Annotated in this window: 12 protein-coding genes; 5 read left to right on the forward strand and 7 right to left on the reverse strand. The window is 48.5% G+C overall.

The features are described from left to right. Positions 1-67: 67 nt before the first annotated feature. On the reverse strand, positions 68-583 hold the full coding sequence (locus tag SB752_RS12415) for a stalk domain-containing protein (protein ID WP_410715948.1): 516 nt from the start codon (positions 581-583) through the stop codon (positions 68-70). A 239-nt stretch (positions 584-822) separates the two neighbouring features. Between SB752_RS12415 and SB752_RS12420 the strand changes: the two genes are divergently transcribed. Further along, entirely contained in the window at positions 823-1,506 is a 684-nt protein-coding gene (locus tag SB752_RS12420) for a uracil-DNA glycosylase (protein ID WP_410715949.1), read from the forward strand. A gap of 85 nt (positions 1,507-1,591) precedes the next feature. Here SB752_RS12420 and SB752_RS12425 read toward each other — a convergent pair whose 3' ends face one another. Together SB752_RS12425 and SB752_RS12430 are read right to left on the reverse strand one after the other, a co-directional pair. Then, positions 1,592-2,233, reverse strand: a complete 642-nt coding sequence (locus tag SB752_RS12425) for a thiamine diphosphokinase (RefSeq protein ID WP_410715950.1) — start codon at positions 2,231-2,233, stop codon at positions 1,592-1,594. Positions 2,234-2,249: 16 nt separating this feature from the next. Next, positions 2,250-2,672 (reverse strand): 2Fe-2S iron-sulfur cluster-binding protein, encoded by a 423-nt coding sequence (locus SB752_RS12430; protein WP_410715951.1) that lies wholly within the window; start codon positions 2,670-2,672, stop codon positions 2,250-2,252. A gap of 173 nt (positions 2,673-2,845) precedes the next feature. Between SB752_RS12430 and SB752_RS12435 the strand changes: the two genes are divergently transcribed. Continuing rightward, complete coding sequence (locus SB752_RS12435; protein WP_410715952.1) at positions 2,846-3,748, forward strand: GNAT family N-acetyltransferase; 903 nt, start codon at positions 2,846-2,848, stop codon at positions 3,746-3,748. On the opposite strand, the gene SB752_RS12440 is transcribed toward SB752_RS12435, so the two are convergent. Continuing rightward, positions 3,745-4,554, reverse strand: a complete 810-nt coding sequence (locus SB752_RS12440; RefSeq protein WP_410715953.1) for an Fpg/Nei family DNA glycosylase — start codon at positions 4,552-4,554, stop codon at positions 3,745-3,747. The two genes, SB752_RS12435 and SB752_RS12440, sit on opposite strands and share 4 nt — an antisense overlap. Before the next feature lie 188 nt (positions 4,555-4,742). Between SB752_RS12440 and SB752_RS12445 the strand changes: the two genes are divergently transcribed. Both SB752_RS12445 and SB752_RS12450 read left to right on the forward strand, forming a co-directional pair. Beyond that, entirely contained in the window at positions 4,743-5,909 is a 1,167-nt protein-coding gene (locus tag SB752_RS12445; protein WP_410715954.1) for a THUMP domain-containing class I SAM-dependent RNA methyltransferase, read from the forward strand. Positions 5,910-5,943: 34 nt separating this feature from the next. Next, entirely contained in the window at positions 5,944-8,646 is a 2,703-nt protein-coding gene (locus tag SB752_RS12450; RefSeq protein WP_410715955.1) for a DUF4855 domain-containing protein, read from the forward strand. 91 nt (positions 8,647-8,737) lie between these two features. Here SB752_RS12450 and SB752_RS12455 read toward each other — a convergent pair whose 3' ends face one another. The 3 genes from SB752_RS12455 to SB752_RS12465 all read right to left on the reverse strand — a co-directional run bounded on the left by SB752_RS12455 (position 8,738) and on the right by SB752_RS12465 (position 11,412). Further along, complete coding sequence (locus SB752_RS12455) at positions 8,738-9,262, reverse strand: GNAT family N-acetyltransferase (RefSeq protein WP_410715956.1); 525 nt, start codon at positions 9,260-9,262, stop codon at positions 8,738-8,740. A gap of 152 nt (positions 9,263-9,414) precedes the next feature. Beyond that, on the reverse strand, positions 9,415-10,059 hold the full coding sequence (locus tag SB752_RS12460; RefSeq protein ID WP_410715957.1) for a hypothetical protein: 645 nt from the start codon (positions 10,057-10,059) through the stop codon (positions 9,415-9,417). A 114-nt stretch (positions 10,060-10,173) separates the two neighbouring features. Then, the gene (locus SB752_RS12465) at positions 10,174-11,412 is read right to left on the reverse strand and encodes an MDR family MFS transporter (protein WP_410715958.1); all 1,239 of its coding nucleotides are present in this window, start codon (positions 11,410-11,412) and stop codon (positions 10,174-10,176) included. Between the two features lie 597 nt (positions 11,413-12,009). Between SB752_RS12465 and SB752_RS12470 the strand changes: the two genes are divergently transcribed. Continuing rightward, a complete protein-coding gene (locus tag SB752_RS12470; protein WP_410715959.1) occupies positions 12,010-13,122 on the forward strand; it encodes an aminopeptidase in 1,113 nt (370 codons plus the stop codon). The last annotated feature ends 67 nt before the right edge of the window (positions 13,123-13,189 follow it).

Raw genomic sequence — 13,189 nt, forward strand, 5'->3', positions numbered from 1 at the left:
TTGGAAAATGAAAAGCAGCGGCCACCTAGCAGCCGCTGCTCTGAATCAAAGAAGAATAAGTGCGTGATTAGAGTAAAGATTTAATCTCACCTGTATTCGGATTTACAACAAACCAACCATACGTACTGGTATAAATGTCACCAGTTTGGAAATTGTTCACGATCGTTTGGTACACCTGAATGACATAGTGACCTTTTTCGTCATCATGATCGTACTCGACGACATGTGTTTGTGTGAGGCTGCCTGCCAATTTCTTTTTGACCAGCTCAACCGCTTCCATTTTGGAATACATCTTAGCGACTGGCAATTTTCCAATATAGATCGATTTTGTTTTTTGATCGTAAATCACAGGCTTGTTTAAATTTTCTGCGACAAAACGAATAGGTACGTAGACAGAATTTTTGTACATAATGCCTTTTACTTCAGTAGATGGCGACTTCGGTACACCATCAAAGTAGTAGGTAAACGGTGTTTTGATTCCTTCGGTTACATCTGGATAAGCTGGAGCAGCGATAGCGATTCCAGAAAATAGCACTGAACCTACTATAATGCCCCCCATAAATGATTTCAGGTCCCATTTCATGTTGAACGAAAAACCTCTCTCCCGTTGTCTGATTCTATATCTTCCCAGAAAATATTATGTCAAAAATCGACAAAGGGGGCTATCAACCAAGGGTACTAGGAAGCTATGACTACTCTTTGGCGAAAAGCTAGGACTCACCAGCAGAAAGTCCTGCTTCTTGCAGGACACAATCCTGGTTTAGGGATGCGCGGCTTTGTGATAAGGTAGGAGATAAGACAAAATGGACAAGGTGAGGAAATATGGCCATATTGGAAAATGATTGGGCGCCTGTATTGGCAGAGGAATTTGAAAAACCATATTATTTAGAGCTGCGCCATGCGTTAAAAGAGGAGTATCAAACACATACGATCTATCCGGATATGTTTCACATTTTTACAGCATTGCATTTGACGGGCTATGAGCAGGCCAAGGTTGTTATTTTGGGACAAGACCCGTACCACGGGCCAGGGCAAGCACACGGTCTTAGCTTTTCGGTAAAACCAGGAATCAAGCCGCCGCCGTCTCTGCAAAACATTTACAAGGAGCTGCAGAGCGATTTGAATTGCACGATTCCTGAGCATGGCTACTTGACGCATTGGGCAGAGCAAGGGGTCATGATGCTAAACACCGTATTGACGGTACGGAGCGGCAATCCCAACTCTCATAAGGGTCTGGGATGGGAGACATTTACCGATCGGGTGATTACACTATTGAACGAACGTGAGACGCCACTCGTTTTTATCCTGTGGGGCAAGCATGCTCAGGAAAAGGCCTCGTTCATTGATAGGACAAAGCATTTTATTATCGCGTCACCGCATCCAAGTCCATTTTCAGCAAACCGCGGCTTTTTCGGCAGTCGTCCCTTTTCGCGGACGAACGAGTTTTTGCGCTCCAAAGGCATTGCAGAAATTGACTGGCAGCTGCCGCTTCAGGTTGAGGAGTAAGCTGACAAGCTTAGACATAGACATACACATACACATAGAAAAAGGATCTCTTGCGTTCGTAGAGATCCTTTTTAGCAATCTTTTCTTAGTCTCTGCTTTTCATAACGAGCAGCTTGCCGGATCTGATCTGGATCATGCCCGTTTCAGCAGAGAGGACATTGCTGATGCCGAGTGTATCGCCAATACGCAGGGTAGCGTTATCCAGCGGGTATAAAAAACCGGTCAAAGTAATGCCCGTCACCTCTGGAGTGAGTGGTAGAAGTGAGACGTTGGTAAAATGATCAGAAACGATAGTGCACTCACGATCAATCAGCCGGATTTCGTTCTTCTCATCAACTATACGGCAGTCGATTTGTGCTTGTAGTCCTTTTTGCAAAAGATGAACGTTTGCTAGCGTGTGGTCAAATCGGGTGCCAAGAACTCCGATGAGAACGATTTCTTCGGGCTGCTGCTCGATTGCCCATGTAAGTGCCATTTCTGTATCAGTTAAATCCTTCATTATGGGATCGCAGGAGGATACAGTTTCACTGTGGCGTTCGATTTCCGCCATTTCTTCTGCGGAGACAGAATCAAAATCGCCGATGGAGAGATGCGGGGTCAAACTGTTGCGGACGAGAAACAGGGAGCCACGGTCTACACCGACTAACCAGTCATCTTTTTGTATATCACGAAGCGCCCAGCTTCCCAGATTGCCTCCAGCGAATAAGAGGATTCGTGTTGGTTTCATTTGCTGCAGCCACCTTTTACATTCTTCTTGTAGATCGAAATGTGCTCTGGCACGCAAGACGATAGCCAGAAGCCAACTTTTTATCAAGCGTTGTTTTTTCCTGACTCCCTGGTGCATCAAGCAAAAAGTCTCCTTGGAGTACCTGAACGCTGCATTTTCCGCAGGAGCCTTGCTGACATTTGTAGGCAATATCCTGGCCTTGCGCGAGGGCTGCGGCTAGAAGGGTTTGACAGGGAGCGTACCGAACAGAGAATGACTGCCCTTTTTGTTTGACCTGTACCTGATTAAGATCCGTTTTACCAGGGCGTACAGGAGGAGCTGACCGGGTAAAAGCTGTTTGGGTTTGGGGTACCGGCTGCTTGGATGCGAGAACAGGACTCGCTGTTTGAACGGATGGACGAGTAGGCAGGAGCGAACCGACGGTAAGCTGTTTGCGCATAGTACCTCCCGGGTAATCATTTTTTCTATCTTATCATGTAGGGCGTACAAGGGACAGTTAGTGAGCAGAAGTCGCCTACATATGAGAAGTACGTGATGTAACTTTTGTGAAAGATTGAATTTTTAGTTTTTAGCGATTAAAATATTTTTATCAAAAGATTGGAAGGTGATACTATGATTACCATCAAGTCGATGAGCGAATGTACCTTTGCAGAAGTAACGAAGGCGTGGAACAGAGGGTTTGAGGGCTATTTTCTACCCGTTACGATGACGGAGGAGAGCCTGGTCCAACGCCTGGGGGCAGAGGGCTATGTTCTTTCTTTGTCCGTAGTTGCCTTTGATGGGGCAGAGCCAGTCGGTTTAGTGGCAAGCGGCCTGAGAACGATCGGGAATCAAAAAGTGGCGTGGAACGGCGGGACAGGCGTTGCGACTGAATACCGTCGAAAGGGAGTTGGCCGCTTGCTTATTCAGGCGACGCTCGACCGTTACCAGGAAGCAGGAGTGGATGTAGCGACTTTGGAGGCGCTCAGTCAAAATGAAAAGGCAATCGCACTCTACGATCAGCTCGGGTATAAGCTTGAAGATCGGTTACTCTTTTGGGAACGGCTGGATGCGCTTCCTGAGCATGCTTTTGGTACAGAGGCAGATGGACGTTATCAGGTGAGAGCAGCACTCGTGCAGGAGATAGCGGGATTGCCGTTTTATCGTTCAGATGTGCCGTGGCAAAATCAGTGGCAAAGCTTGCGGGATGCCCAGGCTTTGATTGTAGAAGATCAAGAGGGGCAGGCCGTTGGCTACGCGATGTATAAAATCGTGCTAAGCGAAGAGGGCAAGCTGAATGCGATTGTCCTGCGCCAATGTGCAGCGCAGCCAGAGCATGCCGATGCCAAAGACATACTGCGTACTGCACTGGCTTACGTGTACGCCCCTTACCAAGTGGAGTGTCGCCGGTCTACGTTCAATTTGCGAGCCTCTGACGAAATGCTGTTCGAGCTATTGGCGGACGCGGGATTTGCGTCATCCGGCACGGAGCAGGTTTACATGAGCAAGCAGATGGAAAAAGAGGCAGTCATCTAGTGCTGGCAGTTGGTACAAGCGAAAACCTTTCGCGAGGATAGCTTGCTTTGGACTATGGGCTGTCCACAACGAGGGCAAGGCTCACCACCGCGGTCGTACACTCGGCAGCGGTCATTGAAGCCACCAGTCAAGTGATCGTCACGGTAAAGAGGTGGCTCCATGTAGCCGCCGTATTGAATCGCTTCTTTTAGAACCTTTTGCATGGAATGATAGAGACGTTTGATCTCCTCTTGGGTAAGCTCCGGGATGCGTTTGGTCGGCAGAATTTGGGCGTCAAAACAGATTTCGTCCGAATAGCAGTTTCCAATGCCCGAGAGCCAATGCTGGTCAACGAGCGTCGTTTTGAGAATGCCTCTTTTTTCTGCGAGTAGCTCGGTGAAACGGGAAAGCGTAAAGGCCGTATCCAACGGCTCAGGACCAAGCGAGTCCAGACGCTCATCCAGCTGGCCGACTGTGAGTAGATGAAGAAAGCCGAGGCGCAGACCGTGGAAATAAAGGATGTGCTGGTCAAAAGAGAGTGTCACTTGCGCAGTCCGTTCCAGCTTGTCCTCTGTCGTGCCATAATAAAGAAACCCGCCCAGCATCAGATGGAGCAGCAATACATGTCCGCTTTCCAAATGGAACAACAAGTGCTTGGCACAGCGATCTACAAGTGTGATCCGATTCCCAACTAAGATCCGGTCAAATTGTGCCGGGTCAAGATTAATCGTTTTTTCTCGTTGTACGAGGGTGTCGGTAATTGTGCTTCCACCGACACGTTCCTGAAGCAAGCGACGGTATGTCTCCATCTCAGGTAATTCGGGCATGGTTTTCCTCCCCAGTAGTGTTTTTACATAGGGTTTCCAGTTCGTTTGAACGTCATCCGGCTCTGCCACTCCACTTTAGGATGGCAGGGTTTTTGTTTTAGACAAGATTACCAACCCCACGCCCAAATCGGGTAATATAGTATAAGGGTATGACCCAAAGCATTTTGGTACGGACAGGAGATCGTATAATGCAAAAAGTGGAATTGATCGCTACGGCGACTTTTGGATTGGAATCGGTGGTGGCAGAAGAGGTAAAAGCTCTTGGCTACGGACCTGTACAGGTGGAAAATGGAAAAGTTACATTCACCGCAGATATTTCTGCTATTCCGCGTACAAATTTATGGTTACGAACTGCCGATCGCGTGCGTCTAAAGATAGGGGAGTTCAAAGCGACCACCTTTGACGAGCTGTTTGAAAAGACAAAAGCTCTGCCTTGGGCGGATTGGATTACCGAAGACGCGGCGTTTCCCGTGGAGGGCAAGTCGGTAAAATCCACGTTGTTCAGCATTTCTGATTGCCAAGCCATCGTGAAAAAAGCAGTAGTAGAAAGCTTGAAAAAGACGTACAAAACGGATTGGTTCGAGGAGCAAGGGCCTTTGTACAAAATTGAGGTGGCTCTTCTCAAGGATGTGGCAACCTTGACGATTGATACGTCTGGACCTGGCTTGCACAAACGGGGGTACCGCGAGCTGATTGGTACCGCTCCGCTAAAGGAAACGATGGCAGCAGCGCTGATCATGCTGTCTCGCTGGAAGCCGGATCGGGTATTCATGGACCCATTCTGTGGTTCCGGGACAATCCCGATCGAGGCAGCACTCATCGGACAAAACATTGCACCGGGGATGAACAGGGAGTTTGTGTCTGAGAGCTGGCCGGGCATTCCGAAAACAGCATGGCGTGAAGCGCGCGCGGAAACACACGATCTGGCCCGCTATGATCAAAAGCTGGAGATTATCGGTACGGATATGGACGATGAAATCTTAAAAATCGCACGCTGGAATGCAACCGAAGCAGGTGTCGAGGATTTGATTCACTTCCAACGCATGGACGTACGTGATGTGAGGACGAAGCGAAAGTACGGCTACTTAATCTGCAACCCTCCATATGGTGAGCGACTGGGCGAGTGGAAGCAGGTAAGCCGCCTGTATGGTGAAATGGGCAAGACGTTTGCTGCGATGGATACGTGGTCGTTTTACGTCATTACGTCAGACGAGCTGTTTGAGGAGCATTTTGGGCGTACGGCAAGCAAAAAACGCAAGCTCTACAACGGGAATATGAAGGTAGATTACTATCAGTTTTTTGGGCCAAAACCGCCGCGCCAGCCATTAGCTTCCCCAAACGAAGTAAACGAGTAAGAGAAAGCAGGGCATTTTGGAGGAGAAATAAGCAATGAGTAAGAAACGATTTGGGAGTATGGTGCTGGCTGCTTGTTTGGCATTAACTACTTTGCTTGTCCAAACCGCACCGCTTGTATCTGCCACTGACGGACAAGAGAAGCAGACGGAAGAAACGGCGAAGCCAGTGAATGAGGCATTAGCTTTTTCCGATATCGAGAACAGCTACGCCCGCAATGCTGTGAACAGACTGGTTTCGCTCCATTTAATCAGTGGTCAGGGTAATGACCGATTTAACCCGCAGAATAGCATCTCTCGTCAAGATATCGCGGTATTGTTAACAAAGGTAATGGGCCTGCAGCCACATGGCGTGCAGGAAGCCCGATTTGATGACGTGCCTCTAGAAAGCCCTTATGCGACTTATGTATATGGTCTCAGCGAGATGAAGGTAATGAATGGTCGAAGCGATCAAACAATCGGTTCTACAGATCCATTAACCCGGCAAGAGCTGGCTGTCATGCTTTCTCGCTTGATGAAAGCGGGGGGCGTTAAAAAGGCAGCAGTAACAAGTGACGTTTCCTACAGTGATGAGGACGAGATCGCGGATTACGCCAAAGAGGCAATCATCGATGTCACCAATCAACGCTGGATGCAAGGAAACAGCGGAAAGTTCAATCCGACTGGTATTGTGACACGCGCCGATGCAGCGGTCATCGCAGAACGTATTTTGGACGCGCGATACCAGCAGGCAGAGCAAGCGAACTATAGTTTGAATACGCAGGCTCTGAGCGTCCTTGCCGGAACGAGCGAGCAGGTAAAGGTTACAGGCGTTCAGGGAGACAAGCTTCCTTTTACACCGATTTTTGCTTTTGATCGTCCAGAGCTCGGAACAATTTTGGCGGATGGTACGTTCGTTGCCGGGCCTACACCGGGAAAAGGGAATATCACCGTCACCATGGGCTACAAAACCGTGACGCTTCCTGTGGAAATCAAGAACGCGGACAAGCCACCTGCTCCCGCCGAGGAAGCGGGCGGTGCCGAATCTGACTCCATGGTAACAACTCCTACTCGTGCCGTCGAGGCTAGCAAGCCTACAGCTGAGGGCAGCGAGACGAAGAGTACCCCGGCAGTAGACAAAGAAACAAAGGATCCGTCTGAGCCTGTTGAACCGTCAGAACCAGGAGAGCCGTCAGAACCAGCCGAGCAGGAAGAGCTGATCAACGTGGCGCCTGGCAGCTTTACGTCAGTGGATACATTTGGACAACCGGACTCCTATTTCCGTGAAATTGAAAAGCAATATCCTGGCCCTGTAGGTGGTTTGGTTACCCCTTCTCAGGATTGGACCGGGTATAACCGTCAGTTTGGACGCAAAGTGACAGTTGCTTTGGCTGAGGCAAAACCGTTGGAGAAGGTCACGCTGACGTTCAAGCATCAGAAATCATCAGGGATTACAATGCCTGAGTACATGGATGTAGAAGTATCGCGTGATGGCAAGGCGTGGTCTTATGCTGGAAGATCTCTGCATGATGTAGCGCAGTCAGAAGCAAAAATTGTAGAACGTACACTAACCGTAATGCTACCTGATGTAGAAACCCGTTATGTACGCGTATCGTTCCCGGTAAAAGTATTTACTTTCGCTCGTCAACTTGAGGTATGGGCAAAATCAAGCAATCAATGGGAAGGCGGACCAGTTTTACTGCCACCGCCAAGTCCAACACAGATGATGGAAGATAAAAAAGCAGGTAATCGGGTAGAGAACATGCTCCTGGCTTATTCGGGATCATACGGAGATCGCGGCACCTGGTCCAAAGAAGACTTTTTGCCGATGGTAGGCTACCGCACAGCGGATGGCTACATGCGTGATCAGATGTTCGACACGATCCTCTTTTTACCTTATCAAAACATGCCTGTTACCAAGGACGGCTGGCAAAGCTACATGAACGATCTGTTTGGATCAGGCAAGCAGCTGGATGCCTTGAACAAGGCGATGCGCGAGTACAATCGTTTGCGTGGAACCCTGTATACGACGCCAACACAGGAAAATGTCGTTCTCGCTCTGCCATATCCGAATGCCAATCAGACTAATTTTGGTAAAATGGCACCGGATAAACCGTCGCTCTCGTTCAACGCTGCGACAATTGGCGAGGAACAGGCATACTTGAATCGCAAGCTGGCTCTAGAGTGGTACTTCCAGGAGCTGCAAAAGCGCTGGAACAAGGAAGGCTATGCTTATCTCAAGCTGGAGGGCATTTACTGGTTCCACGAGCTTATCGATGACAGTGCACCGAAGGAACGCGAGCTGATCCGCACTACCGCTAGTATGGTGCATGACAATGCGCTCCGTTTTTACTGGATTCCGTATTTCGGTGCGCCAGGTGTTGAAGAATGGAAGTCCTTGTATTTCGACTATGCCTTCCTGCAGCCGAATTATTACAATGACAAGCCTGTTGGCCTCGATCGCATCGAGGGTGTGCTCGAGGTTGTCAGCAAGTACGGCATGGGTGTAGAGATTGAAGGGGACGAGCGGATGTACAAAGATCCGAAGTTTTATCAAATTTACTACAACCAGCTGGTGGCAGCCCGTAAGCTGGGAATGGATAAAAACAATGTGCACGCGTATTACTATGGCTCCAAGACGTTGATCGAGGCAGCAAACAGCAAAGACTCGGTCATGCGCGCTATTTATGACGATACGTATAAATGGATGCGCGGTCGTTTTGACCGGGATGACTATTTTGAAGCGAATGAGATGCCTTAGTTCGTTTTGAAAAGCGTGGAGCAGAGCTTGTTTCCCCTAAGCGGGAAGCAGGCTCTTTTTTTGTGCAGAGCATACCCGATCGATTACATGGCTACTTCTCTGGGGTAAGCTCCAAGCGCCAATCGTTGCATCTCATGCTGCTTCCTGGTGGATATTCGAAGTCGCATTCGCTGACAAGCGTAAAGCTCAGCTTGCGGCAAATCGCGTTCGAGGCAGGATTGTTAACAGATGGAAAGGCATGGATCGATTTGTGTTTCTGTTCAGCACGACAACGGGTGATGACCTCTGTTACGGCTGCCGAGGCAATACCTTTTCCCTGAAAGGCAGGCAAGATGCTCCAGCCGATCTCATATACGGTTTCTCCTTGCCAGACGCGGTTCCAATAACCGACACTGCCAACGGAGATTGCCTCTGGCAGCAGGATAACACTGAACATACACCCCGTCCCTCCCGCGTTGTCGACATATCGCCTGTGCCGGGCAGTGACCTGTTCCTTTGTCTCCGGACCGCCTAAGTGCTCAGTCATTTGTGGGGCATTCAAAAGCTGCAGCAAGGGAAGATCTGTTTCCGACCAGGGCTGAATCTTGACCAGAGGTACGTTTATTTGCTCAGACATTTCGCTCACTTCCTTTCGAGGTTCTCTCTATTCCTAATCATACAAGAACATTTGTTCCCTATCAAGCTGTATCTTTTCAAATAAAAGAAAACCCGAGACGACCTCTACTACAAACGGCGATAGTAGAGTAGTCCCGGGCCAACTGTGTTCTTTTATTGAGTAAAGGTGGCTTTATCTCGTTTTAAAACAGACTGCGCATATTCATTGACCAAATCCCGTAAAATCACATCGCGGGTAGCGTACAGCTGTGGGCAGGGATGATAGTAGTCTTTGCCATTGGAGCATTTTTTTCCGAAAAAGGGTATGCCGGACGCAGCAATTTGTTGCAGCCACGATTGTTTGAGCAGGGGGAGAGATTTCCACGACGCTTTTGTGAGGCAGCCCCACCCGAGTAAAATCCAAGGATGCTGCTGTAGCTCTTGGGTAGGTATTAGCTGTTCTTCGATAGTGGCCACGCCACTTTCAACTAGCTTTTCAAAAGCGGGTATCGCCTCAGAGGATCGTGGGTTTTGCAAGGCAAACAAATTATAGATCGTGAACCTGCCATTCAGCGATTGAGTTTGATAGATTTCTGTGACCAGCTTGACCAGCTGCTGCATTGTAGGATCGAGCGTAATCTGGCCCATGATCGAATGATTAGGTGCTGGTCTTTCCCGGAAAAGGGTAGCCGAGCCCGGGTTTAACAAGAGGCAGCTGCCCAGTGAACGAGGGCTGGTGCCCCATTGGATATAGGTGGATGTACGGTATACGTGCTCTCCTGATTGACTGAAAGTAGCAAACACCTGTAGCTGGTTCATAAGAAAACCTCCTAGCAATTCATTCAGCCTGCTAGTAATCACTATATGCTAGGTTTGGTTTTCTAGTACCAAAAAGCCGACCCCTATTATAGGGCCGGCCTGCTAGGTCAGAGATTAGCCTTCTTGCTGAGCGGGAATCATGCGGAACAAAATGATATACAAATACGCACTAAGCAGGGAGATGCCCAGAATGATCCCGAACACACCAAGAGGAGATAGCCATTGCGATAAGCCGATTGTCATCGGAGCAATGAAGCGTCCAATCGAAAATTGCAGGGACGAGGCTCCCATGTATTGCCCGCGCGCATCTTCAGGCGAGTATTTGCTAATAAAGCTTTGAGCAACCGGGGTACGAATCAGCTCGCCCAGCGTTAAAATTGCCATACAGCCAAATAAGAACCAGATGTTTGTCGTAAAGGCCATCAGGAACATCCCGAAGCCGTACAGAACAGACGAAATCACCAGGCTATTGCGGTCGCTCCAATGCTGGAACCACTGCGTGACAGGCAATGTAAACAGGACAACCAAGAGACCATTTAGTCCCATTAGCCAGCCAAACGCACTCGTTCCCCCGATAGAGAAGCTCCAATCGCCCCAGGAAAACAACGGCTGGGACATGACGTGCTCTTTTACGTACAGGGCCATGTATATATCAAGCTGCATAAAGCCGATCGCGACCAATATTCCTGCGAGAATATAGAGGGCAAAAACCTTATCGCTGAAGATGATGGAATAGCTTTTGAATTGCTGAGCCAGGGAAAAACGTTCCTTGGCTTTTTCACGGCGTACTTCTTCAGGCAAGGTTTCCTTGATTAAAAAGAAGATAGCGAATAAATACAGGAATTCAATGATGGTACAGACGAGCAATAATTCAAAGCGATAATGAACAAAGAAAAACGATCCCAAGACAGGTCCTGCTACTACCCCGATGTTCATCGCCGTGTAAAATGTAGCAAAAACCATGCGGCGATCTTCTTCTGTCGTCAAATCCGCCACCATCGCTGAGCTGGCAGGCCAGTATAAGGCACCCGCGATACCGATTCCAATGAAAGCCAAATAGTCCATTAAAGGTGAGGTGGAAAACGCAAATAAGGCAAACATCACAGTCGACATCGATAAGGACAGGAGCATCGTGAATCTGCGCCCCACTTTATCCGAGAGATAACCGCCAAACAGGTTGGAAAGCATTCCGAGAAGTGGTGGCACCATCAGGAGGAGACCAGCAACGTCTTTGCCGAATGTATCGCTGAAGTAGAGCGCCATAAAGGGAAAGTACATCCAAAAGAAAGTATGGGTGATCAATTCGCCGAAAAGACGTACTTTTAAATTGAGATCCCATGAACGCCAATGCATGACAAGTATTCCTCCATTCGTATTTTGGTTCTTCGCCGACAGGTGCCGTGCTCATACTCTATAAAAAAAGCGCAAACGGGAGAGAGACGATGCTCTTCCGCTTGCGCTTTACCTAACGATAGAAAAGGGTGGGAAAAACAGCCGAGAAAACGGGAGAACGAAAGAAACGGTCTATGTCCAAGGGATTCTTGGTACAAAAAACCGACAACACCCCGTAAAACTGGCACCCACATCATATCGGGAAAAGACGGAAGCGGTTCAGGCAACCTGCAGCTTCTAGCTTTTGATAGGGTTGTAAGAGGCAGTGCCCCTCACAGAGGCCCTACCTAAGCGCAGAGAACTACAGCAATTACCATGAACCAACACTCCCGTCCTTCAAAATTTTTTCACAGATAAACTCTTGTTGACTAGGATACTCTAGATGACAGAATAATTGCAAGAAAAATTTTCACCGTTTTTTGGAAAAAATCGGCGCCTGAGGAATCACTAATTGAAAAAGGTCAGTCTATTCGGTAAAATATTTTTTGCAGACGGCATGAACTGACCACGATTGAGTTTTGCTTACATATCGAACAATTTGGGGATGGGGGAGATTGTATGTTGGATACACGAATCATCAAGCTGGCAGAAAACCTGCTTAGCCACTCGGTTCGCTTGAAGGAAAAAGAAACGCTGTTGATCGAGGTTCGCGGGGAAGGTCACGCGTTGGCAAAGGAACTGGTGAAGCAGGCATATGCACTGGGAGCTTATCCATTCGTCCGAATTATCGACCCAGCGATCAACCGTGAGCTGATGCTTGGTGCAAGCGAAGCGCGTGCAGAGCATCAGGTGAAATGGGAAGAGTCGATGTTCAAGGATTTGGATACGTATATCGTCATTAACGGACCTGCCAATGACAGTGAGATGTCGGATGTTCCGGTAGAGCGTCGCCGCGCCCATCAAAGCGTGATGCAGGAGCTGAATGACTATTTGGTCTCCAATGTTCGCTGGACACTACTCAACTACCCAACCGCAGCGATGGCACAAAGCGCAAACATGTCCTCTGAAGCTTTCGAGGATTTTTACTTTGATGTCTGCTCCCTTGATTACAAAAAAATGCATGAAGCCTTTTTGCCATTGAAAGAGCTGATGGACCGTACGGATAAGGTTCGATTGGTTGGACCGGGCACAGACCTGAGCTTCTCGATCAAAGATATTCCGAATGTCATCTGTTCTGGGCTGCGCAATATTCCAGACGGGGAAATTTTTACGGCGCCTGTACGCGACTCGGTCAACGGCAAAATTACGTACAATACAGCAACGAGCTACATGGGTACCAAGTTTGAAAACGTCAGCCTGACCTTTGAGAACGGTAAAATTATCGAGGCGACGTCCAACAATACAGAAAAGCTGAATCAAATCTTTGATACGGATGAGGGAGCGCGCTATATCGGGGAGTTTGCGATTGGCGTACATCCATACATCCTGCATCCGATGAATGATATTTTGTTTGACGAAAAAATCGCAGGCAGCTTCCATTTCACACCAGGTCGCGCTTATGAAAATGCGGATAACACGAACCGTAGCCAAATCCACTGGGATATGGTAAACATTCAGCGTCCAGAGTACGGTGGCGGCGAAATCTGGTTTGATGATGTACTGATCCGCAAAGACGGTCTGTTTGTCTTGCCAGAGCTGCAAGGCTTGAACCCGGAAAACCTGAAGGGCTAAGAGTCAAAAAGAGAAACAAATCGGGGCAGTCCTATCGTCGGTAGAAGACGAAGGGATTGCCCCTTTT

It is taken from the genome of Brevibacillus sp. SIMBA_040 (genome assembly GCF_046535075.1).
In the GTDB taxonomy this organism is placed as follows: domain Bacteria; phylum Bacillota; class Bacilli; order Brevibacillales; family Brevibacillaceae; genus Brevibacillus.